This is a genomic window from Streptomyces sp. NBC_01334 (genome assembly GCF_035983595.1).
In the GTDB taxonomy this organism is placed as follows: domain Bacteria; phylum Actinomycetota; class Actinomycetes; order Streptomycetales; family Streptomycetaceae; genus Streptomyces; species Streptomyces coriariae.
Window position 1 is genome coordinate 2,378,636 of sequence record NZ_CP130718.1, and the last position, 21,660, is coordinate 2,400,295.

At 72.0% G+C, this 21,660-nt stretch carries 19 protein-coding genes; 5 read left to right on the top strand and 14 right to left on the bottom strand.

The window, feature by feature from the left end:
• Positions 1-129: 129 nt before the first annotated feature.
• The gene (locus tag OG736_RS10795) at positions 130-1,215 is read right to left on the bottom strand and encodes a prephenate dehydrogenase (RefSeq protein ID WP_020128172.1); all 1,086 of its coding nucleotides are present in this window, start codon (positions 1,213-1,215) and stop codon (positions 130-132) included.
• Complete coding sequence (gene aroH, locus OG736_RS10800; RefSeq protein WP_020128171.1) at positions 1,212-1,574, bottom strand: chorismate mutase; 363 nt, start codon at positions 1,572-1,574, stop codon at positions 1,212-1,214. The genes OG736_RS10795 and aroH overlap by 4 nt, the downstream gene beginning before the upstream one ends.
• Positions 1,575-1,768: 194 nt before the next feature.
• Between aroH and OG736_RS10805 the strand changes: the two genes are divergently transcribed.
• Genes OG736_RS10805 through OG736_RS10815 form a run of 3 tightly spaced genes read left to right on the top strand, consistent with a single transcriptional unit; the run spans position 1,769 to position 3,451 of the window.
• Positions 1,769-2,428 (top strand): hypothetical protein, encoded by a 660-nt coding sequence (locus tag OG736_RS10805; RefSeq protein ID WP_327182240.1) that lies wholly within the window; start codon positions 1,769-1,771, stop codon positions 2,426-2,428.
• A 22-nt stretch (positions 2,429-2,450) separates the two neighbouring features.
• Positions 2,451-3,035, top strand: a complete 585-nt coding sequence (locus OG736_RS10810; RefSeq protein WP_327182241.1) for a DUF6529 family protein — start codon at positions 2,451-2,453, stop codon at positions 3,033-3,035.
• On the top strand, positions 3,032-3,451 hold the full coding sequence (locus OG736_RS10815) for a Rieske (2Fe-2S) protein (protein ID WP_327182242.1): 420 nt from the start codon (positions 3,032-3,034) through the stop codon (positions 3,449-3,451). Before OG736_RS10810 ends, OG736_RS10815 begins: the two co-directional genes overlap by 4 nt.
• A gap of 12 nt (positions 3,452-3,463) precedes the next feature.
• On the opposite strand, the gene OG736_RS10820 is transcribed toward OG736_RS10815, so the two are convergent.
• The 11 genes from OG736_RS10820 to OG736_RS10870 all read right to left on the bottom strand — a co-directional run bounded on the left by OG736_RS10820 (position 3,464) and on the right by OG736_RS10870 (position 16,533).
• On the bottom strand, positions 3,464-4,486 hold the full coding sequence (locus OG736_RS10820) for an ADP-ribosylglycohydrolase family protein (protein ID WP_327182243.1): 1,023 nt from the start codon (positions 4,484-4,486) through the stop codon (positions 3,464-3,466).
• Positions 4,483-5,211: an NUDIX hydrolase gene (locus OG736_RS10825; protein ID WP_327182244.1), complete on the bottom strand. Its 729-nt coding sequence runs from the start codon at positions 5,209-5,211 to the stop codon at positions 4,483-4,485. The genes OG736_RS10820 and OG736_RS10825 overlap by 4 nt, the downstream gene beginning before the upstream one ends.
• A gap of 73 nt (positions 5,212-5,284) precedes the next feature.
• Complete coding sequence (locus OG736_RS10830; RefSeq protein WP_442817017.1) at positions 5,285-6,469, bottom strand: pseudouridine synthase; 1,185 nt, start codon at positions 6,467-6,469, stop codon at positions 5,285-5,287.
• Entirely contained in the window at positions 6,466-7,038 is a 573-nt protein-coding gene (gene scpB / locus OG736_RS10835) for an SMC-Scp complex subunit ScpB (RefSeq protein ID WP_230196340.1), read from the bottom strand. The genes OG736_RS10830 and scpB overlap by 4 nt, the downstream gene beginning before the upstream one ends.
• 53 nt (positions 7,039-7,091) lie before the next feature.
• The gene (locus OG736_RS10840) at positions 7,092-8,270 is read right to left on the bottom strand and encodes a segregation and condensation protein A (protein ID WP_327182246.1); all 1,179 of its coding nucleotides are present in this window, start codon (positions 8,268-8,270) and stop codon (positions 7,092-7,094) included.
• 18 nt (positions 8,271-8,288) lie between these two features.
• The gene (locus OG736_RS10845) at positions 8,289-8,870 is read right to left on the bottom strand and encodes a hypothetical protein (RefSeq protein WP_327182247.1); all 582 of its coding nucleotides are present in this window, start codon (positions 8,868-8,870) and stop codon (positions 8,289-8,291) included.
• Complete coding sequence (locus OG736_RS10850; RefSeq protein WP_028806581.1) at positions 8,855-9,991, bottom strand: ParA family protein; 1,137 nt, start codon at positions 9,989-9,991, stop codon at positions 8,855-8,857. The genes OG736_RS10845 and OG736_RS10850 overlap by 16 nt, the downstream gene beginning before the upstream one ends.
• 415 nt (positions 9,992-10,406) lie before the next feature.
• Positions 10,407-11,531 carry an alanine dehydrogenase gene (ald, locus tag OG736_RS10855; protein ID WP_020128160.1) on the bottom strand — a complete coding sequence of 375 codons (1,125 nt, stop codon included), beginning with the start codon at positions 11,529-11,531 and terminating at the stop codon, positions 10,407-10,409.
• Positions 11,532-11,667: 136 nt separating this feature from the next.
• Positions 11,668-13,854 carry a tetratricopeptide repeat protein gene (locus OG736_RS10860; protein WP_327182248.1) on the bottom strand — a complete coding sequence of 729 codons (2,187 nt, stop codon included), beginning with the start codon at positions 13,852-13,854 and terminating at the stop codon, positions 11,668-11,670.
• 295 nt (positions 13,855-14,149) lie between these two features.
• Positions 14,150-14,776 carry an NUDIX domain-containing protein gene (locus tag OG736_RS10865; RefSeq protein ID WP_142269604.1) on the bottom strand — a complete coding sequence of 209 codons (627 nt, stop codon included), beginning with the start codon at positions 14,774-14,776 and terminating at the stop codon, positions 14,150-14,152.
• Positions 14,777-14,868: 92 nt separating this feature from the next.
• A complete protein-coding gene (locus tag OG736_RS10870; RefSeq protein WP_142269605.1) occupies positions 14,869-16,533 on the bottom strand; it encodes a CTP synthase in 1,665 nt (554 codons plus the stop codon).
• A 469-nt stretch (positions 16,534-17,002) separates the two neighbouring features.
• On the opposite strand from OG736_RS10870, the gene OG736_RS10875 reads away from it, so the two are divergent.
• Positions 17,003-18,805 carry a glycoside hydrolase family 15 protein gene (locus OG736_RS10875; protein WP_327187577.1) on the top strand — a complete coding sequence of 601 codons (1,803 nt, stop codon included), beginning with the start codon at positions 17,003-17,005 and terminating at the stop codon, positions 18,803-18,805.
• 160 nt (positions 18,806-18,965) lie between these two features.
• On the opposite strand, the gene OG736_RS10880 is transcribed toward OG736_RS10875, so the two are convergent.
• Positions 18,966-19,934 carry an LLM class F420-dependent oxidoreductase gene (locus OG736_RS10880; RefSeq protein WP_327182249.1) on the bottom strand — a complete coding sequence of 323 codons (969 nt, stop codon included), beginning with the start codon at positions 19,932-19,934 and terminating at the stop codon, positions 18,966-18,968.
• An 80-nt stretch (positions 19,935-20,014) separates the two neighbouring features.
• On the opposite strand from OG736_RS10880, the gene OG736_RS10885 reads away from it, so the two are divergent.
• The gene (locus OG736_RS10885; RefSeq protein WP_327182250.1) at positions 20,015-21,658 is read left to right on the top strand and encodes a PucR family transcriptional regulator; all 1,644 of its coding nucleotides are present in this window, start codon (positions 20,015-20,017) and stop codon (positions 21,656-21,658) included.
• The last annotated feature ends 2 nt before the right edge of the window (positions 21,659-21,660 follow it).

Sequence of the window (21,660 nt, forward strand, 5' to 3'; positions counted from 1 at the left end):
AGGGACACCTTCCTGGTGCGAGGCGGTGGGTGTGCGGGACGCGACCGCGCCCCGCACAAGGTTACCGGCCGCGCGTCACTCGTCCGGCCGGTACCTCGTCCGCGCCGGGCGTCCGGGCCGCGGGACGCCCTACTGCCTGATCGCCCAGCCCCTCTCGCGCAACGCCGAGGACAGCACCACCGCGGACTTCGGCTCGACCATCAGCTGCACCAGACCCGCCTGCTGCCCGGTCGCGTGCTCGATGCGTACGTCCTCGATGTTGACGCCCGCCTGTCCGGCGTCGGCGAAGATGCGGGCCAGCTGACCGGGCTGGTCGTCGATGAGCACCGCCACCACCTCGTACGCCCGCGGAGCGGCCCCGTGCTTGCCGGGAACGCGGACCTGGCCCGCGTTGCCCCGGCGCAGCACGTCCTGGACGCCGTCGGCGCCCTCGCGGCGCTTGGAGTCGTCGGAGGACTGGAGGGCGCGCAGGGACCTGACCGTCTCCTCCAGGTCGGCGGCGACGTCGGTCAGCAGGTCGGCGACCGGCCCCGGGTTCGCGGACAGGATGTCGATCCACATGCCGGGGTCGGAGGCGGCGATCCGGGTGACGTCCCGGATGCCCTGCCCGCACAGCCGTACGGCGGCCTCCTCGGCGTGCTCCAGACGCGCCGCGACCATGCTGGAGACCAGGTGCGGCATGTGCGAGACCAGCGCCACCGCGCGGTCGTGGGCGTCCGCGTCCATGACCACCGGGACGGCACGGCAGTGCGAGACCAGCTCCAGGGCCAGGTTCAGCACCTCGGTGTCGGTGTCCCGGGTCGGCGTCAGCACCCAGGGGCGGCCCTCGAAGAGGTCACCGGTCGCGGCCAGCGGGCCCGACTTCTCCCGGCCGGACATGGGGTGGCTGCCGATGTACGCCGACAGGTCGAGACCGAGCGCCTGCAGCTCACGGCGCGGCCCGCCCTTCACGCTGGCCACGTCGAGATAGCCGCGTGCCACCCCGCGGCGCATCGCGTCGGCGAGCACACCGGCCACGTGCGCGGGCGGCGCGGCGACGATCGCGAGGTCGACCGGGCCCTCGGGCTCCGCGTCGGTGCCGGCGCCGAGCGCCGCCGCCGTACGGGCCTGCCCGGGGTCGTGGTCGGCGAGGTGGACGACGACGCCCCGCTGGGCCAGGGCCAGCGCGGCGGACGTGCCGATCAGCCCGGTTCCGATGACGAGCGCGGTCCTCACTGGGCGATGTCCCTGCGCAGGGCGGCCGCGGCCCCGAGGTAGACGTGGTTGATGTCGGCACGCGCCTTGTCTGACTCCACGTGCGCCAGGATGCGCACGACCCGCGGCATGGCGCCCGCGATGTCGAGTTCCTGGGCGCAGATCAGCGGCACGTCGACGATGCCGAGCTTGCGGGCCGCGGCCGCCGGGAAGTCGCTGTGCAGGTCGGGGGTGGCCGTGAACCAGATGCTGATCAGGTCGTCGGCGCCGAGCGAGTTCCGCTCCAGGACGGCGGTGAGCAGGGCTCCGACCTGCTCGTCCATGTGGCCGGCCTCGTCCCGCTCGAGTTGGACGGCTCCCCGGACCGCTCGTACCGCCACGGCGCTGCTCCTTGCTGACGTACCGACTGCCGACTACGGCTCCTGACGCAGCCAGCCTAGTCAGCCCGCGCCGGTCCGGTGCGCGCCGCCCGCGTGCCGAGACGGGAACGCCTCCGTACGCCCTTTACGGCGGGTGCGGCCTGCGCTCTCATGGCACTCTGACGGCAGGACACCCGCATCGGGGAAGGCCCGACATGAAGCGTCCAGGACCCCTGCTCACCCTTCTCGCGGGACTGGTGCTCGGCCTGTTCCTGCTGACGCTCAACGCGACGACAGGGACGAAGACCGCCTCGTCCTCGTACGAGGAGAAGTCACCGAGTCCGACCCCTGCCCGGAGCGCCGCCTCGACCGCGCCCACCCCGGCCCCCTCCCCCTCACGCGTCCCGGCCACCGACGCCGACTACGCCGGCCGCACGGATGACGACGCGGCGGCGATCGCCGTCACCGTCCGCGACGGCAAGGCGATCGCGTACTACTGCGACGGCCGCACCCAGGAGTCCTGGCTCAAGGGCGACGTCGAGGACGACGGCACGCTGCGGCTCACCGGCGAGCACGGCGCGAAACTGGACGGCACGCTCCAGGACGGCAAGGGCGTCGCAGGCACGGTCACCGTGGGCGGCGGACGGCACGCCTTCTCGGCGGACCGGGCGACGAAGCCGTCCGGGCTGTGGCGGGCGACGGCCACCGTGCGCTCCGCGAAGATCGACGGCGGCTGGATCGTGCTGAAGGACGGCACCCAGGTCGGCATCCTCACCCGCGACGGCAAGCCCTCCCCCGCGCCGGCCATCGACCCGGAGACCGGAGCGGTGACGGTCGACGGACAGCAGCTCACGGCCCGCCCCGCCACGCCCTGACCCCTTCGAGCAGGGAGCCACCATGACCGTCGACCCGAACGCCGCCACCCAGGGTTTCCCCGGCCCCGGTCCCGCGCCGCGCGGCCCGCACCCCGCCCGCTATCTGGTCCCGGCGCTGGTCGCGGCCGCCGTGGCGCTCGCCCTGGGCGTGTACGGCAAGGTCCACGACCCGGCCGGGACGGCCTTCAACCTGGCCGGCTTCAGCAGCACGGGCGCGGTCAAGTCCTGGCTGGCGACGGCCGCGATGTTCTTCGCGCTGGTCCAGCTCGTCTCGGCCGCGATGCTGTACGGCAGGCTGCCGGGACCTGCCTGGTCCGGCACGCTGCACCGCTGGTCGGGTCGCGCGGCCTTTCTGATCGCGGTCCCGGTTGCGGTGCACTGCCTGTACGCGCTTGGCTATCAGACATACGAAACGCGCGTTATGTGGCACTCCCTCCTGGGTTGCTTCTTCTTCGGCGCATTCAGTGCCAAGATGCTGCTGCTCCGTTCGGAGCGACTCCCGGGATGGCTGCTGCCGGTCGTCGGCGGACTCGTCTTCGCCGTACTCACGATCATCTGGCTGACCTCGGCCCTCTGGTTCTTCCGCACGTTCGGAGTGACGACATGACCCTCCCCGCGACACGGCGCACGGTTCTCCTGGCGACGGGCGGCGCGGCCGCCGCGCTCGCCACGGGCTGCGGAGAGTACGGCGACGAGAACGACTCCTCGTCCGAGCAGTCCCCGAAGGCCTCCGCCGGCCAGGAGCTGGCGAAGACCACCGACATCCCCGTCGGCGGCGGCAAGATCTTCGCGGAGGAGAAGGTCGTCGTCACCCAGCCGACGAAGGACGACTTCAAGGCGTTCTCCGCGGTCTGCACCCATCAGGGCTGCACCGTCGGCAGCGTCGCCGACGGCATCATCCACTGCCCCTGCCACAAGAGCGAGTTCCGCATCGCCGACGGCTCGGTGGCCGGCGGCCCGGCGACGAAGCCACTGCCCCCGGAACAGATCACCGTCGAGGGCAGCTCGATCAAGCTGACCTGAGCCCCTGCCGGGTCACTGGTCCCAGAGCGCGCCGAGCGTCACCAGCTCCCCCTGGTACTCGATCCGGTCCGCCCACGCCGTCGGCCAGGCGTCGGCCCCGGCGTGCGCGCCCGCGAAGGCGCCCGCCAGACAGGCGATGGAGTCGGAGTCCCCGGAGGAGCAGGCGGCCCGGCGCAGCGCGGTCACCGGCTCGTCGGGGAAGAGCAGGAAGCACAGCAGACCCGTCGCCATGGCCTCCTCGGCGATCCAGCCCGCCCCTGTGGCCAGGCACGGGTCGGCCTCGGGCGCGGGGTCGCGCAGCGCCTCCTGGAGGCGTTCCAGCACGCCGAGGCACTCGTCCCAGCCGCGCGCGATGAAGTGCTCCGGGGTGGGGTCCTGGCTGCGGGTCCACAGGTCGCCGAGCCAGCGGTGGTGGTAGCGGGAGCGGTTGTCGACGGCGTAGGCCCGCAGGAGCCCGACGAGGGCCGCCGGTTCGGCGCCCTGGGTGAGCAGCCGTACGGCGTGGGCGGTGAGGTCGGAGGCCGCGAGCGCGGTGGGGTGCCCGTGGGTGAGGGCGGACTGGAGCTGCGCGGCACCGGCACGCTGCTCCTCGCTGAGCCCGGGGACGAGCCCGACGGGTGCCACGCGCATGTTGGCGCCACAGCCCTTGGAACCGATCTGACTGGCGTCCTGCCAGCCGCGGTTCTCGTCCTTGAGCAGACTGCACGCCGTCAGGCAGGTCCGCCCGGGGGCCCGGTTGTTGTCCGGCGACTGATACCAGTCCACGAACTCCGCGCGCAGCGGGTGCGCGAGCGAAGTCGGCACGAGCAGCCCCCGGTCCATGGCGGTCCGCAGGGCTCGGCCCACGGCCAGGGTCATCTGGGTGTCGTCGGAGACGAAGGCGCGCTTCGGCAGTTCCATCTCCCGCCAGGGCCCGCACTTGGCGAGGATCGACGGAACGTCGTTGAACTCGGTCGGAAACCCGAGCGCGTCCCCCAGCGCGAGTCCCAGCAGGGACCCGGTGGCCCGCTTCCTGACGGTGGTCGAGGTGGTCATGCGGATCGTCCTTCCCGGGGCGGTCGCAGCAGGGGCGGGTGGAGCGCGGTGGCGGTGCCCGCCCGGTAGAGGGCGGCGGGCTTGCCGCGGCCGCCGGTGAGGCGCGCACCGCCGGGCACGGGCTCGACGAAGCCCGGGGTGGCGAGCACCTTGCGGCGGAAGTTGGGCCGGTCCAGGCCGGTCCCCCACACCGTCTCGTAGACCTGCTGGAGCTCGCCGAGGGTGAACTCGGGCGGGCAGAAGGCCGTGGCGAGGCAGGTGTACTCGAGTTTGGCGCCGACCCGGTCGTGGGCGTCGGCCAGGATCCGGTCGTGGTCGAAGGCGAGCGGCTTCGCGTCGTCGTACGACAGCCAGCGCGCCTGGGCCGCGTCGCCGCCGCCCGTCGGCTCGGGGGCGTCGGGCAGCAGCGCGGCGAAGGCGACGGACACGACCCGCATCCGGGGGTCGCGGTCGGGCTCGCTGTAGGTGCGCAACTGCTCGAGGTACAGCCCGGAGACGTCCTTCAGGCCGGTCTCCTCGGCGAGTTCCCGTCGTGCGGCGGTCTCCGCGGACTCGTCCGGCAGCACGAAGCCCCCCGGCAGCGCCCACCGGCCGGCGTACGGCTCCCGGCCGCGTTCGACGAGCAGTACGTGCAGGGTGCCCGCGCGGAGCGTGAGGACGGCGAGGTCGACGGTGACGGCGAAGGGTTCGTGGGCGTACTTGTCGTAACCCCGCACGACGAACACCCCCTCTTAATAGTCACCACGACTATAAAAAGGGGGTGCGGTCACACACAAGCCCTGGGAGCTTCAGGAGTCCTTAAAGCTCGACTTCCTTCATCAGCATGCCGACCTCGGTGTTGGACAGCCGTCGCAGCCAGCCCGACTTCTGGTCGCCCAGGGTGATCGGGCCGAAGGCGACACGGACCAGCTTGTCGACCGGGAAACCGGCCTCCGCCAGCATCCGGCGCACGATGTGCTTGCGGCCCTCGTGCAGGGTCACCTCGACCAGGTAGTTCTTGCCGGTCTGCTCGACGACCCGGAAGTGGTCCGCCTTCGCGTACCCGTCCTCCAGCTGGATGCCGTCCTTCAGACGCTTGCCCAGGTCACGCGGGATGGGACCCACGATGTGCGCGAGGTAGACCTTCTTCACGCCGTACTTGGGGTGGGTCAGCCGGTGCGCCAGCTCGCCGTGGTTGGTGAGCAGGATGACGCCCTCGGTCTCGGTGTCGAGCCGCCCGACGTGGAACAGCCGCGTCTCGCGGTTGGTCACGTAGTCACCGAGGCACTGACGGCCCTCGGTGTCCTCCATCGTGGAGACGACACCGGCCGGCTTGTTCAGCGAGAAGAACTGGTACGACTGGGTGGCGACCGTCAGGCCGTCGACCTTGACCTCGTCGTTCTCCGGGTCGACCCGCTTGCCCTGCTCCAGGACGATCTCGCCGTTGACCTCGACCCGCGCCTGCTCGATCAGCTCCTCGCAGGCGCGCCGGGAGCCGTAGCCCGCGCGCGCGAGGACCTTCTGCAGCCGCTCGCCCTCCTGCTCGGCGCCCGGGAAGGTCTTGGGCAGCTTCACTTCCTTCTTGCCGGCGTACCGGTCCCGGTTGCGCTCCTCGGCGCGCGTCTCGTACTCGCGGGAGCGCGCCGGCTCCGTGCGTCCGCCGCGCTGCTGGCCCTGCCTGGGGCCGCCCTTGGCGCCGCCCCGGGCCGCACCGCCGCGCCCGGCCTTCGGGCCCTCGTGGGTGGCGCCGGGGCCCACGTCGTAGCGACGCTCCTCGGGACGGGGCTTGCTCGGACGCTTCGGCCTGTCGTCGCGGCCGCCCGCGCCCGTCGGCCTGTCGTCGCGGCCGCCCCTCGACCGGTCGTCACGGCCTCCGGAACCGCCCCTCGACCGCTCGTCACGGCCTCCCGAGCCGCCCCTCGGCTGGGAACCGCCCCCGCCGGTCCCCCGGGGCTTGCCGCGCCCGTTGTTCCTGCCACTGCCGCTGCCACTGCTTCGCATCAAAGTTCCGTCGTCGTCGTGTCGTCTGCATCTGCATCCGGTGCGTCCGGATCGAACGACGGGACCCCTTCCAGCATCTCGGCCTCGATCGCCTCCGCCTCGGGGAGAAAGGGCGCGAGCTCCGGGAGCTCGTCCAGACCGCGCAGGCCCATCCGCTCCAGAAAGTAGTTCGTCGTCACGTACAGGATCGCACCTGTTTCGGGTTCCGCGCCCGCCTCCTCGACCAGACCGCGCTGGAGCAGGGTGCGCATCACGCCGTCGCAGTTCACTCCGCGCACCGCGGAGACCCTGCTGCGGCTGACCGGCTGGCGGTACGCGACGACCGCCAGGGTCTCCAGCGCCGCCTGTGTGAGCCGGGCCTGCTGTCCGTCCAGCACGAAGCCCTCGACGGCCGCGGCGTACTCGGGCCGGCTGTAGAACCGCCAGCCGCCCGCGATGAGCCTGAGCTCGAAGCCACGCCCCTGCACGGTGTACTCGTCGGCCAGCTCGCGCAGCGCGTCCGCGATCCGGCGCCGGGGCCGCTGGAGGATCTTCGCGAGGTGTTCCTCGGTCGCGGGCTCGTCGACGACCATCAGGACGGCTTCCAGGGCCGGCTTGAGGTCGAGTGCGGCGACGGTCTCCTCGGTCACGTCTTCGTCTCCTTCTCGGGCTCCTCGGGCGGCCGGTCGAACTCGTCCGTGACCAGCGGCTGCGCGTCCCCGTCCCCGCCGGTCCAGCGCACCAACAGCTCACCGAGGGCGGTCTCCTGGTCGAGCGCGACCGCCTTCTCCCGGTACAGCTCGAGCAGCGCGAGGAAGCGGGCCACCACGGTGAGGGTGTCCTCGGTGTCCGCCACCAGCGTGCGGAAGCTGGCCTCGCCGAGTTCCCTGAGCCGTGCGACGACGACCCCGGCCTGTTCCTGCACGCTCACCAGCGGCGCGTGGATGTGGTCGACGTAGACCTGCGGTTTCGCCCGGGGCTGCATCGCCTTGACCGCGAGCCTCGCGAACCCCTCCGGGCCGATGCTGATGACGACCTCGGGCAGCAACTCCGCGTGGTGCGGTTCGAGACCGACGGTACGGGGGTAGCGCCGGGCCTCGCTCTCCAGCCGGTGCGTGAAGATGTCGGCGACCCGCTTGTAGGCCCGGTACTGGAGCAGCCGGGCGAACAGCAGGTCCCGGGCCTCCAGCAGAGCCAGGTCGGCCTCGTCCTCGACCTCCGCGGCGGGCAGCAGCCGGGCCGCCTTGAGATCGAGCAGCGTGGCGGCCACGACCAGGAACTCGGTCGTCTGGTCCAGGTCCCAGTCGGGACCCATCGCCCGGATGTGCGCCATGAACTCGTCGGTCACCTTCGACAGCGCGACCTCGGTGACGTCCAGCTTGTGCTTGGAGATCAGCTGGAGCAGCAGATCGAAGGGCCCCTCGAAGTTGGCGAGGCGGACCTTGAAAACGCCGTCGGGAACTTCCTCGGGAGTTTCCTGGGGCCCGGGAACAGATTCCGCACCCACGGACTCCGGTACACCGGATTCCGGCACCGCCTCGGATACGACGGATTCCGGGTCCGCGGGCTCCGGACCCACGGATTCCGGGCCTGCGGATTCCGGTACGGCAGGTTCCGGTGCAAGGGGATCGGGTTCGACGGCATCCGGCACGACGGGATCCGACTCGACCGGGTCCGGTACGCCGGGATCCGGTTCCGGTCCTGCCGACCCGGGCTCCGGCCCGGCAGGGGCCGGTGCCGTCCCGGGCCCCCGCCCCAGCGCACGCCGACGGCCGGCTGCCGCGCCGGGGCCGGTGCCGGGGACGGGAACGTCGTTCGAGGTCATGGCCTCCGCAGGCTACCGCTACCGCCCGCGAAGTCGTCGGACGAGGATGCTGGCGTCCCCGCGGCTCTCCAGGTCGGCGAGGACCACGGCCACCGCCTCGCGGACGATGCGGCCCCGGTCCACGGCCAGCCCGTGCTCGCCGCGGAGCACCAGCCGGGCGTGCTCCAGATCCATGAGCTCCTCGGCGGAGACGTAGACGGTGATCTTCTCGTCGTGCCGCTCGCGGCCGCTGGGCCTGCGGGACGCCTGCCGTCCGCGTTTGCGCGACTGGCCGTCGGCGGCGGAGGCAGAACCTTCCTGCGGTCCCTGGCGCCGCTCGGGGCGCTCCCCGGGGGCGCCCCGGGTACGGGACTCCCCGGCGTCGCCCTGGCCCGCGTCGGTCGCCACGTGCTCGGCGCCCTCGCCGTCACCGCCCTGGGCGGGCACGGCCTGCGGCGCGTCCTCCGCACCGCCGGCCGCGACCCCGTCGCTCTCGCCGGCCGGCGCCGGCACCCGGGCCTCGCCGTTGGCGGGGCGCCGGGGCGCGGACGGCTGAAGCGCCATTCCCCCTGTCGTACGGAAGAGTTCGTCGGCCCCCGGCAGACTCACTCGGCGTGACACCGGGCGAGCACCTCCCTGGCGAGCTGGCGGTAGGCGGCGGCGCCGACGGAGTTGGAGGCGTACGTGGTGATCGGCTCACCGGCGACCGTGGTCTCCGGGAAGCGGACCGTGCGCCCGATGACCGTGTGGTAGACGTGGTCGTCGAAGGCCTCGACCACCCGCGCGAGCACCTCACGGCTGTGCACGGTGCGCGAGTCGTACATCGTGGCGAGGATCCCGTCGAGTTCCAGTTCCGGGTTGAGCCGTTCCTGGACCTTCTCGATGGTCTCGGTCAGCAGCGCCACACCCCGGAGGGCGAAGAACTCGCACTCCAGCGGCACGATCACCTTGTGAGCGGCCGTCAGGGCGTTGACGGTGAGCAGGCCGAGCGAGGGCTGACAGTCGATGACGATGTAGTCGTAGTCGTCCATCAGCGGCTTGAGCGCACGCTGGAGCGTGGACTCGCGCGCGACCTCGGAGACCAACTGGACCTCGGCGGCCGACAGGTCGATGTTGCTGGGCAGCAGGTCCATGTTCGGGACCGCTGTCTTCAGGAGCACCTCGTCCGCCGCCATGCCCCGCTCCATGAGCAGGTTGTAGACGGTGAGGTCGAGCTCCATCGGATTGACACCGAGACCGACCGACAGCGCGCCCTGCGGGTCGAAGTCCACGAGCAGCACGCGCCGACCGTACTCCGCGAGTGCGGCACCCAGGTTGATGGTCGACGTCGTCTTGCCCACGCCGCCCTTCTGGTTGCACATCGCGATGATCGTCGCGGGGCCGTGCTGGGTCAGCGGGCCCGGGATCGGGAAGTACGGCAGCGGGCGTCCGGTCGGACCGACGCGCTCACGGCGCTGTCGGGCCGCGTCGGGCGCGAGCGTGGCCGCGTACTCCGGGTCCGGCTCGTACTCGGCATCGGGATCGTAGAAATGCCCTTCGGGCAGTTCGTCGTAGTCGGCGAAGTGGTTGCGGGGCGCGCCACTTCCGTCGCCGGCCATGGCGTTCACGTGATGGCCATCCATGCTCTGGTGTGCTGACAGAGCCACATGGGTGCTGCGCTGGCTCTGGTGGGCTGCGAAGGTTCGGACAGCGACGGAGCCGACAGCCTCGAGCCCCGCGGAGACCTGGGCCCGCGTCGGCATTCCTGGTTGACCACCCCCGGGAGCAAATGTCGACTCATTCACAAGTCGTCTTACCTCCTTGGTGACCAGGAAACTTCTAGACAAGGTCAGCGTGGCACCATGCCGACAGTCGGCGACTCTATGGCGTGTCGGGTGTTCGCAGCAACACAATCCGCCGGACCCGGCCCGATGTGTCGGCAATGAAACATCCCGCTGTCAAGGGCGTACGGCCGTCGCACGGCAGGTTTCGCCGGTGTACGAATCGGTCGAAGCGTTACGTTCGAGGCGAGTTGGCCGAGAGCCGCAAAGTGACCATACACACATCCGGCCGGACCTTGTCGGGCAAGGTCCGGCCGGGTGTGCGGGGTTGACGACCTGTGTTGACGTATCGCCTTTTCCCCCGGGGTTACTTGGCCGATCGGCTCGGCACGACGGCTCAGCCGAGCAGCTGGTCGAGCTCCATGTGCTCCAGGCCGTGCGCCTCCGCGACCTCACGGTAAACAACCTTGCCGTCATGGGTGTTGAGGCCCCTGGCCAGCGCGGCATCGCGGCGCAGCGCCTCCACCCAGCCCTTGTCGGCGAGTTCGACGATGTACGGCAGCGTGGCGTTGGTGAGCGCGTAGGTGGAGGTGTTGGGGACCGCGCCGGGCATGTTGGCGACGCAGTAGAAGACCGACTCGTGGACCGGGAAGGTCGGCTCGGCGTGCGTGGTCGGACGGGAGTCCTCGAAGCAGCCGCCCTGGTCGATCGCGATGTCGACAAGGACACTTCCCGGCTTCATCCGGGACACGAGCTCGTTGGTGACCAGCTTGGGGGCCTTGGCGCCCGGGATGAGGACGGCGCCGATGACGAGGTCGGCCTCGAGGCAGGCCTTCTCCAGTTCGAAGGCGTTGGAGACGACCGTCTGGATCTTCGTACCGAAGATCTTGTCGGCCTCCTTGAGCTTGTTGATGTCGCGGTCGAGCAGCGTCACGTGGAAGCCCATGCCGATGGCGATCTGCGCCGCGTTCCAGCCGGAGACTCCGCCGCCGATGACGACCGCCTTGGCGGCCAGCACGCCCGGCACACCGCCGGGCAGCACACCGCGGCCGCCGTTGGCGCGCATCAGGTGGTAGGCGCCGACCTGAGGGGCCAGCCGGCCCGCGACCTCGGACATCGGGGCGAGCAGCGGCAGCGCGCGGTTCGGCAGCTCGACGGTCTCGTAGGCGATCGCCGTGGTGCCGGACTCGACGAGGGCGTCCGTGCACTCCTTGGACGCGGCCAGGTGCAGGTAGGTGAAGAGCGTCTGGTCCTTGCGGAGGCGGTGGTACTCCTCGGCGATGGGCTCCTTGACCTTCAGCAGCAGGTCGGCGGTGGCCCACACCTCGTCGGCGGTCTCGAGGATGCGTGCACCGGCGGCCACGTACTCCTCGTCCGTGATGGACGAGCCGACACCGGCGTTGCGTTCGACGACGACCTGGTGGCCGTGGCGCACCAGTTCGTGCACACCGGCGGGGGTGATGGCCACCCGGAACTCGTTGTTCTTGACCTCGCGGGGGATGCCGACCTTCACGTCGATCACGGTCCTTGGCTCAGTAGATGTGGGGGCACAGCAAAGACATACCCGGAGATACAGGGCACACCGGGATGCACCGCAGGAGAACGAGCGGCAGAGCCAGTCTAATGAAGGTGTTCCCGCTGTCTAGCCTTTCATTGCATCAATCTTCAGCGGGTGTACTACGGATTTCGCAGGTGTTAGCGCGGTGTTCCGGTAGATCAGGCCGTTCTGGCCCCGCCACCGGCCCCGACTCTGGCCCTGGCTCCGGCCGCGACTCGGGCCGCGACTCCGACTCCGGCCGCGGTTCCGCTGCCGGTTCCGACGACCGAGGCTCCGGGTCCGGCTCGGGATCGCGGTTCGGGAGCTCCTCTCCCAGGATGCGCTCGGCCGCGCCCCGGTGCAGTCCGGCCGCCACCGGGTCGCCGAGGCGCTCCAGGGTGTCGGCCAGCCTCAGCTGCACCGCGGCCTGGAGACGCGTGTCCTCGGCGCGCCCGGCCCACTCCACCGCCTCCTGGCAGGTGCGCAGCGACTCCTCGGGACGCCCCGCGTACTCCTGGACCCGGGCCAGCTCGCTCAACGCCCGCGCGTACGCGCCGACGTCGCCGTTCTTGCGGTGCCCGGCGGCCGCCGCCCGCCAGGCCCGCTGTGCCTCGCCGTAGCGGCCCGCGTAGGTGTGCGCGGTGGCGATACGGCCGTAGAGCCGGGCGGCGTCCGCGCGCTCGTCGCGGGCCAGCCGCTGGGCGAGGGCCCGTCCGAACCAGTCGGCGGCCCGGTCGTAGTCCCCGAGCTCGAGATGCGCGCCGCCTACGGATTCCATCGCGCGACCGATCGCATACGGGTCGTTCGCCTCGCGTCCGGCGTCCAGAGCGGCCCGGTAACGCACCAGGGCCTCCGCCGTGCGGCCGGTCCTGGCGTCGACGTCGGCGAGGTTCAGCAGGGCGGCGGCCTTCTCGCGGGGCAGGTTCCGCCGCTCGGCCACGTCCAGGACGAGTTGGTGGACGCCGTACAGGTCGGGCGCCGCCGCCTGGGTGCCGAAGTGCGCGACCATCGCCCTGACCAGCTGGGACATCAGACGGCGGGCCAGGGTGTCCAGCTCGCCGTCGGCGACCGCCAGGCGGGCCGAGGCGAGCAGGGCGGGCCGGCGGACGCGCAGCCAGTCGGCGGCCGCGCGCGGGGTCGGGAAGCGCAGGGCGCTGGGCATGCCCTGGAGCTTCTCGCGGGCCTGGGGGTTGTCGGTCTCGGTGATGGCCCGGCAGGACTGGAGCAGCCGCACCGTCCGCTCCAGCATGCGGGCGCGGGCCAGCTGGAGCTCGGCCGGGCGGTCGTGGCTGTCGGCGGCGGCGCGCAGCAGGGGGTACAGGCAGGCGGGCACCTCGTACTGGGGCAGCGGGGAGTCGAGGGTCCGCAGCAGTCCCAGGGCGGCGAGGTCGTCCAGGGTGGTGCGGGCGGCGCCCACCGAGCAGCCGGCGAGCGCGGAGGCGGTGTGCGGGTCCGCCAGACCGGCCGGGGCCAGGCAGAGCAGTCGCAGTATCCGGGCGGCGGGGGCGGGCAGCGTGGCGTGCACGAGCCGGAAGACCCGGCTGAGCGGGGAGCCCTCGTCGCCCTCCGCGTGGAGCTGCTTGGCGAGGTCGGCGACGGCCGCCTTCGGGCGGGCGGCGAGCCAGCCGCCCGCCAGGTTCAGCGCGGCCGGCTGGCCCTGGCAGGCCTCCACGAGGCCCTCGGCGGAGCGCGGGTCGACGGTGATGCGGACCGAGCCGGTGTGCCGGCTCAGCAGTTCGAGTGCGGACTTGGTGTCCAGGCCGCCCAGGGTGCAGGGGCGGACGTCCGCGATGCCGGTGAGCGGCCCGGCGGAGACGGCGACGAGGAGACACTGCGGGGTGTCCGGGAGCAGCGCGTCGACCTGTTCGGCGCCGGCCGCGTCGTCGAGCAGGAGCAGGACGCGGCGCTCCGCGAGGGACTGGCGGAGGAGGGCCGCGAGATCGTCCTCGTCGGCGCCCGGCGGGGTCGGCACGTCCAGCGCGGAGAGCAGTTCGCGGGCGGCCCGCTCGACCGGCACGGGCGTGCCGTCGGGCTCGGCGAGGCGGGCGCGCAGGACGCCGTCCCGGTAGTTGTCGGCGACCTGCCGGACGAGTTCCTCGGCGAGCGCCGTACGCCCGGAGCCGGGCCGCCCGGCGATCAGGAGCACCCGCGCGCGTGGCGCCTTCTTCCCGGAGATGGTGTCCAGCCCCGCACGCTCGATGTCGGCGCGCAGCTCTTTCAACTCCCGGACTCTGCCCAGGAAATGGCCCTCTGTCGCAGCGTGCCCCGACAGCTGCACGCCGCCTGTGTCCACTGCCTGATCCGTCACGGGCCACACTCCCGTCCCACCGCACGCGCAAGCCCGCCGGGACTCCGGATCGGGCGATTCCCGAGCCTAGTTCACGCTCTGCGACGTTCCGGGTGGAGTACGGCGGGCACCGCCGGGACGTCCCTCGATCGGATCAACCGATCGTCACATCGGACGGGGGCGGGACGCCCGCAGAAAAAACCGCCTCACGCGGGGCAGCCCCGCGCGGGGTGGCCACATGTGAGGTCGCTACATGTGAGGTCGCCACATGTGGGTCGGCCACATGCGGGATGCCTCGGGACGGCGGCGGAGGGCGTCACGCCTCGAACGGGCGCGCCGGCCAGGGCGCCTCGGCCGGGCGCAGCGCGTCGAGCCCGTCGCCGGTACGCGCGGCGACCAGGGAGAGGACGCCGACGACGAGGCAGTTGCTGTGCACGTCGCCCGCGAGCACACCGCGGACCAGCTCGTCGACCGGCACCCGCGCGTGCTCCATGTCGGCCTCCTCGTCCTCCACCGCGAAGCGCTCCCCGTCGGCCTCGGACAGGTCGCGGGCCAGGAAGATGCGCACCGACTCGTCACAGCCGCCCGCGGTGGGGTAGACGTCGGTCAGCACCCGCCAGTCCTCGGCCTTGACGTGCGCCTCCTCGTACAGCTCGCGCTGGGCGGCGTGCAGGGGGTTCTCACCGGGCACGTCGAGCAGACCGGCCGGGATCTCCCACAGCTTCTGCCCGACGGGGTGACGGTACTGCTTGATGAGCAGGACACGGCCCTCCCCGTCGAGGGCGAGGACGGCCACGGAACCCGGGTGGACCTGGAAGTCCCGGCGGACCACCGAACCGTCGGGCATGACCACCTCGTCCGTGCGGACGGAGGTCTTGTTGCCGACGAAGGGGGTCTCGCTCGACCGGATCTCCCACGCCTCGGGGGTGTCCTTGATCGTCATGCAGTGCGTCCTTCCACGTGCCACGTGCGCAAACGAAAACCGGGGTGCCCACCCTTGAAGGTTTGCACCCCGGCCACCGTACAACTGGTGTGTTACTTCGAAGCCTTCCCCGCCTCGACGGTCCGCTGGACCGCGGCCTTCACCAGGCCGGCGAACAGCGGGTGCGGACGCGTGGGCCGCGAGCGCAGCTCGGGGTGGGCCTGGGTGGCGACCAGGTACGGGTGGACGTCACGCGGGTACTCGACGTACTCGACGAGCTTGCCGTCCGGCGAGGTGCCGGAGAACAGGATGCCCGCCTTCTTCTCGAGCTCCGCGCGGTAGGCGTTGTTCACCTCGTAGCGGTGCCGGTGGCGCTCCTCGACGTACTCCTTGCCGTCGTAGACCTCACGGACGATGGAGCCCTCGGCCAGCTTGGCCGGGTACATGCCCAGGCGCATCGTTCCGCCCATGTCGCCCTCGCCGGCCACGATGTCGAGCTGCTCGGCCATGGTGGAGATGACCGGGTGGCCGGTGGCCGGGTCGAACTCGGTGGAGTTGGCGTCACCGATGTCGGCCAGGTTGCGCGCGGCCTCGATCACGATGCACTGCAGGCCGAGGCACAGGCCGAGCAGCGGGATCCGGTTCTCCCGGGCGTAGCGGATCGCGCCGACCTTGCCGAGCACACCGCGGTCGCCGAAGCCGCCCGGGATGCAGATGCCGTCGACGTCCTCGAGCTGCGCCTTGGCGCCCGCCGGGGTCTTGCAGTCGTCCGACGTGACCCACTTGATCTTCACGCGGGCCTTGTTGGCGAAGCCGCCGGCGCGCAGCGCCTCGGTGACCGAGAGGTAGGCGTCGGGCAGGTCGATGTACTTGCCGACCAGGGCGAGAGTGATCTCGTGGTCGGGGTTGTGGACGCGGTCGAGCAGGTCGTCCCAGGTCGTCCAGTCCACATCGCGGAACGGCAGGTCCAGCTTGCGGACGACGTAGGCGTCCAGACCCTCGCCGTGCACGGTCTTCGGGATGTCGTAGATCGAGCGCGCGTCGGGGCAGGCCACCACCGCGTCCTCGTCGACGTCGCACATCAGCGAGATCTTGCGCTTGATGGCGGCCGGCACCTCGCGGTCGGACCGCAGGACGATCGCGTCCGGCTGGATACCGATGTTCCGGAGCGCGGCGACCGAGTGCTGGGTCGGCTTGGTCTTCAGCTCACCCGAGGGACCGATGTACGGCAGGAGCGAGATGTGCACCACGAAGACGTTGTCCCGGCCCACCTCGTGACGGACCTGGCGGACCGTCTCCAGGAACGGCAGCGACTCGATGTCGCCGACCGTGCCGCCGACCTCGGTGATCACGACGTCGACCTCGTCCGTGGCCATCCGGCGGATCCGGTGCTTGATCTCGTTGGTGATGTGCGGGATGACCTGCACCGTGTCGCCCAGGTACTCGCCACGCCGCTCCTTGGCGATCACCGTCGAGTAGACCTGGCCTGTAGTGACATTGGCGGAGCCGTCCAAGTCACGATCGAGGAAGCGCTCGTAGTGTCCGATGTCCAGATCGGTCTCGGCGCCGTCGTTGGTGACGAAGACCTCACCGTGCTGGAAGGGGTTCATCGTGCCCGGGTCGACGTTCAGGTACGGGTCGAGCTTCTGCATCACGACGCGCAGACCCCGCGCCTTCAGCAGCATGCCGAGGCTGGAGGCCGTCAGACCCTTGCCGAGCGAGGAGGCGACACCCCCGGTGACGAAGATGTGCTTGGTCGTCGTGGATTTGGGCGTCATGGCCAAGAGGGGGCTCCCGTGGTCGCGATTCGGAGGTGCGGTTCGGGGGCTTCGAGACCACCGGTCCACGGGCTACCAGGGTATCAGCGCCTCAGGGAGATGGCTTCCGGCCACGCTCCGCGCACAGCTCGACACGGGCCGCCCCCGAGCACCGGTTTCTCACCCGTTGCTCACCCGTTCGGCCCACCCGCGTTGTCCGGAGCGGCACGCAGATCATCTACGTGCGTCGTATCCTGCTCGGACACTCGCTGCCGAGCCCGGTCGGCAAGACGGCACACCCCAGTCCGTATCCCCACCGGAACAACGAGAGCTCGTCAGTTCGTTGAGCAAGAATCGGCGTTTTGCCTATATGGCTGAGCGGCTGCTTTGCTTCAGCGCTCAACGACGCATTACAAACGACCCCTTGACCGCACTAGCGACAGCCCCCGTTCCGTCTGGGGGTTACGTGGCCGTTCGACTGGAGTTGCACGTGGCCGGGCGCATCGAAGACTACGCACTCATCGGAGACATGCAGACCGCCGCACTGGTCTGCCGGGACGGCACAGTCGACTGGCTGTGCCTGCCCCGCTTCGACTCGCACGCGATCTTCGCCGGTCTGCTCGGCACCGAGGAACACGGGTTCTGGCGCCTCGGCCCCGCGCACGCCTCCGACGCGCAGCCACCGCGCGCGGCCCGGCGCACCTACCGGGGCGACTCGCTCATCCTGGAGTCCGAGTGGGACACCCCGCGCGGCACGGTCCGGGTGACCGATTTCATGCCCCCTCGCGACGGAGCGCCCCAGCTGATCCGGATCGTCGAGGGCGTCTCGGGCCGCGTCCCGATGCGCTCCGCGCTGCGGATGCGGTTCTCCTACGGCCGGGTCGTGCCGTGGGTGCACAAGCACGAGGGCCGCACCGTGGCCGTCGCGGGCCCGGACTCCGTGTGGTTCGACACCGAGTGCGAGACCTACGGAAAGTCGCTGACCACGTACGCGGACTTCACGGTCGCGCCGGGTGACCGGATCGCGTTCACGATCTCGTGGGAGCCCTCGCACAAGGAGCCGCCCGCGCTGCCCGAGCCCGAGCAGTCGCTCCAGGCGACCGAGGACTTCTGGCGTGAGTGGGTCGAGCACTGTACGTACCACGGCCCCTACCGCGAGGCGGTGATCCGCTCGCTGATCACGCTCAAGGCGCTGACGTACGGCCCGACCGGCGGCATCGTCGCCGCGCCCACCACCTCCCTGCCCGAGGACATCGGCGGCGTCCGCAACTGGGACTACCGCTACACCTGGCTGCGCGACGCGGCCATCACGCTGTCCTCGCTGCTGCGCACCGGCTACCGCGAGGAGGCCCGCGCCTGGCGCGAGTGGCTGCTGCGGGCCGTCGCCGGCGACCCCGAGAACCTCCAGATCATGTACGGCATCGCGGGCGAGCGCGAGCTGGGCGAGGCCGAGCTGGACTGGCTGCCCGGCTACGAGAACTCCGGCCCGGTCCGGGTCGGCAACGGCGCCGCGCACCAGCTCCAGCTGGACGTCTACGGCGAGGTCACCGAGGCCCTGCACCTGGGCCACATGACCGGCCTGGCCCGCAACGACTACGCCTCCCTGCTCCAGCTCAAGCTGATCCGCTACCTGGAGCAGCACTGGGACGAACCGGACGAGGGCATCTGGGAGGTGCGCGGTCCGCGCCGCCACTTCGTGCACTCCAAGGTCATGGCCTGGGTCGCCGTCGACCGCACGATCAAGCTGATCGAGTCCGGCGACGCGGACGGCCCGCTGGAGAAGTGGCGCGAGCTGCGCGACGACATCCACCGGGACGTGTGCGAGAAGGGCTACGACAAGGAACGCAACACCTTCACGCAGTCCTACGGCTCCAAGGAGCTGGACGCGTCCCTGCTGCTCATCCCGCAGATGGGCTTCCTGCCCCCGGACGACAAGCGCGTGATCGGCACCATCGAGGCGATCCAGCGCGAGCTGTCCACCCCGGACGGCTTCATCCTGCGCTACCCCACCTCGGGCGGCGACGAGGGCGTCGACGGCCTGCCCGGTGACGAGGGCGCGTTCCTGGCCTGCTCGTTCTGGATGGCGGACGACCTCGCGATGATCGGCCGGGTGGACGAGGCCCGCAAGCTGTTCGAGAAGCTGCTCTCGCTGCGCAACGACCTCGGTCTGCTCGCCGAGGAGTGGGACCCGCGCCTGCAGCGCCAGGTCGGCAACTTCCCGCAGGCCTTCAGCCACGTCCCGCTCATCGACACGGCCCTGCGCCTGACGGCGTCGGGGGCGTACGGCGGCTGAACAGGACCGGCGCCTCCCCGCGGTCGGCGACGACCACGGGGAGGCGCCGATTCCCGTACGTCACCTGAAGTCCGCGCTCCGGCCGACCGTCCCCGCCCTGCTGCGTCCTCCGCCCGAGACGTCGGTCCGAGACGTCGGTACGGGCTGTCGGTCCGAGACGTCAGCCCCGCGCGAGGTCCGCGAGCGCCGTCAGCGTCCGCTCCCCGCCCGGATCGGCCGCCGTCGCCGGGACGAGCGCGATCTCGTCGAGTCCCGCCTCCGCGTAGGCGTCGATCCGGGCGCGCACGGTGTCGAGGCCGCCGACCAGACCGACGGTGGCCGCGGCTGCCGCCGGCAGGGCGCGGACGAGGGTGGCGCGGTCGGCGCCGCCCGCGGCGAGCTCGACGGCCGCCGTGAAACCGGCCTCGGCGAACACCTCGCGATACCCCGGCACCGTCAGGTATCCGGCGATGCTGCCCAGCACCTCGGCGAGCGACTCGGGCGCCGGGTCGACGGCCGCGGGCAGCCAGGCGGCGAGCGTGGGCCGCGCCCGTCCCGCCCGCCCGGCCGCCGCGTCCAGCCTGGCGCGCAGTTCACGGACCTGCTCCGGAGAGACGACGTCGAGCAGCATCCGGTCGGCGTGCGCGGCGGCCGCGCTGATCGCGCGGTCCCCGAAGGCGGCCACGGTGAGCGGACCGCCTGGCGGCGGCAGCCGGCGCCGGAAGGTGCTGCCGGGCACGACCGGCTCACCGGGCACGCCGTGCCACAGGGCGCGTACGGCCGCCGCGGTCTCGGTCAGGACGGCGGCGGGGCGTACCCGGGGCCGCCCGTGCACGCCCTCCACGACGCGTCTGCTCGAGGTGCCCAGCGCCACGCCGACCGCCCGTCCACCGGTGACGGCGGAGACCGACGCGGCACCCCGGGCGAGGGTGTACGGGTCGCGCACCGACACCGGGACCGGCCCCGCCGTCAGCGCGGCCCGCTCGGTGACCCGGCCGAGTGCCGCGGCGAGCACGAAGGCGTCCCAGGTCGGCCCTTCGCCCGCCCACACCTCCCGGTAGCCGAGCCGGTCGGCGGCCGCCGCGACCCGCAGCGGTTCGCCGACGGGGCTGTCGTCCTCACGCGCCACGGCCACCACACTGAAATCCATGGTCCGCCGCTACCCGGCGACGGCAGCCCCATGCCGGACGGAGCTGTCACCGGGACGTCCGCGCAGGTAGCGTCCGCTGCATGGACAGCGGCACGGACCACCGATTCGACAGCCAGAGCGCCGGCATCACCGTGCGACGCGCGCTGGAGCTGCCCGGCCTGCGCAGCGGGCTCCCCGAGATCCTCGCGGGCGCCGACCGGCTGGGCCGCACGGTGCGCTGGGTGCACGCGGGCGAGGTCCCGAACATCGCCTCGCTGCTCAAGGGCGGCGAGCTGCTGCTGACCACGGGCTACGGCCTCGGCACCCGTCCGGCCGAGCAGCGGGCGTTCGTCCGCACGCTGGCCGAGCGGGGCATCGCGGCCCTGGTGATCGAGCTGGGCCCGCGCTTCACCCGGCTGCCATCGGCCCTGGTCGAGACGGCGCGCACGACCGGGCTCCCCCTGGTGCAGCTGCACCGCGAGGTGCCGTTCGTGACCGTCACGGAGGAGATCCACACCGAGATCGTCAACGGGCACTACGCCCTGCTCCAGCAGGCCGAGGAAGTGCACCGGCGCTGCACCGAGGCGCTGCTCGGCGGGGGCGGGATACCGCAGGTCCTCGGCATCCTGGCGGACTTCAGCGGCAACCCCGTCTTCCTGGAGACGACCGAGGGCCAGCTTCTGTACGCCGCCGGAGCCGGCCCCGAGGGCGCGGACCCGCTCCAGGTGTGGGAGGGCCTGCGCGGCCCGCACAAGGACGCGCCGCCGCCCGCCGGGTCGGTACTGGTGGACGTGCCCGGGGGCGGGCCGGGGGCGGGTTCGGTACGCGCCCGGCTCGTGCTGCTGCCCGTGCGCGCCCCTCTCGCACCAGTGCACCGGATCGCCGCCGAACGCGCGGCCGGGATCCTGGCCGTGGTGCTGATGCAGGCCCGCCAGGAGGAGGAGCTGGCGGCACGCGGCCGGGGCGACTTCCTCACCGACCTCGCCGAGGGCCGGATCGCCGCGGAGGACGCTCCGGCGCAGGCACGCGTCCTCGGCTTCAAGCCGGGCGCCAGTCCGCTGCTCCCGGTCGTCATGCGGCTGGGCGACGGCCTCTCCCCCGGTGGTGGCTGGGCGGTGCTGGCGCGGGCGGTCGCCGAGGAGCTGGCGTCGGTGGGTGTGCCCGTACTGCTCGGTGTGCGGCCGGTGGAGGGCCGGGTGCCGTTGCTGCTGGGACTGCGGTCGGAGTCGGAGCGCTCGGCGGTGGCGGACCGGGTCGCGGCGGCGCTGCGGGCCGGTGTGGAACGGGCCGGGATGCAGCGGCCGGGGGCCCAGCCGCCGGTGGTGGTGGTCGGGGTGGCGGGCGGCTGGGCGGCCGCCTCGGCGGGCCTCAGACACGCGGCGGAGACGGCGACCGCCGCGCAGGGCCTGTCGGACCGCCCCTGGTACGACGCCCGCCGCCTGGACATCGACCTCCTGCTGTGGCGGCTGCGCGACCATCCCGACCTCGCGGCCTTCGTGGACCGCGCGATCGGCCCGGTCCGCGACCACGACCACCGCTCCAAGCCGCCCCTGCTGCCCACCCTGGAGACCTACCTCGCGCACGCGGGCCGCAAGGCGGAGACGGCCCGCGAGCTGCATCTGAACCGCCAGACGCTGTACAACCGTCTCGCCCGCATCGGCGAGTTGCTCGGCACCGACCTCGACGACCCGCAGACGGTCCTGGCGTTGAGCCTGGCGCTGCGGGCGCGGCGGCACGTGGCGTAGGG

What these genes read in the sequence shown, in the direction of transcription:
- OG736_RS10865 (WP_142269604.1), bottom strand. Translation starts at nt 14,776, where the DNA reads ATGACGATCAAGGACACCCCCGAGGCGTGGGAGATCCGGTCGAGCGAG.
- OG736_RS10810 (WP_327182241.1), top strand. Translation starts at nt 2,451, where the DNA reads ATGACCGTCGACCCGAACGCCGCCACCCAGGGTTTCCCCGGCCCCGGT.
- scpB (WP_230196340.1), bottom strand. Translation starts at nt 7,038, where the DNA reads ATGGTCGTCGACGAGCCCGCGACCGAGGAACACCTCGCGAAGATCCTC.
- OG736_RS10885 (WP_327182250.1), top strand. Translation starts at nt 20,015, where the DNA reads ATGGACAGCGGCACGGACCACCGATTCGACAGCCAGAGCGCCGGCATC.
- OG736_RS10880 (WP_327182249.1), bottom strand. Translation starts at nt 19,934, where the DNA reads ATGGATTTCAGTGTGGTGGCCGTGGCGCGTGAGGACGACAGCCCCGTC.
- OG736_RS10850 (WP_028806581.1), bottom strand. Translation starts at nt 9,991, where the DNA reads ATGCCGACGCGGGCCCAGGTCTCCGCGGGGCTCGAGGCTGTCGGCTCC.
- OG736_RS10815 (WP_327182242.1), top strand. Translation starts at nt 3,032, where the DNA reads ATGACCCTCCCCGCGACACGGCGCACGGTTCTCCTGGCGACGGGCGGC.
- OG736_RS10870 (WP_142269605.1), bottom strand. Translation starts at nt 16,533, where the DNA reads ATGACGCCCAAATCCACGACGACCAAGCACATCTTCGTCACCGGGGGT.
- OG736_RS10840 (WP_327182246.1), bottom strand. Translation starts at nt 8,270, where the DNA reads ATGACCTCGAACGACGTTCCCGTCCCCGGCACCGGCCCCGGCGCGGCA.
- OG736_RS10805 (WP_327182240.1), top strand. Translation starts at nt 1,769, where the DNA reads ATGAAGCGTCCAGGACCCCTGCTCACCCTTCTCGCGGGACTGGTGCTC.
- OG736_RS10820 (WP_327182243.1), bottom strand. Translation starts at nt 4,486, where the DNA reads ATGACCACCTCGACCACCGTCAGGAAGCGGGCCACCGGGTCCCTGCTG.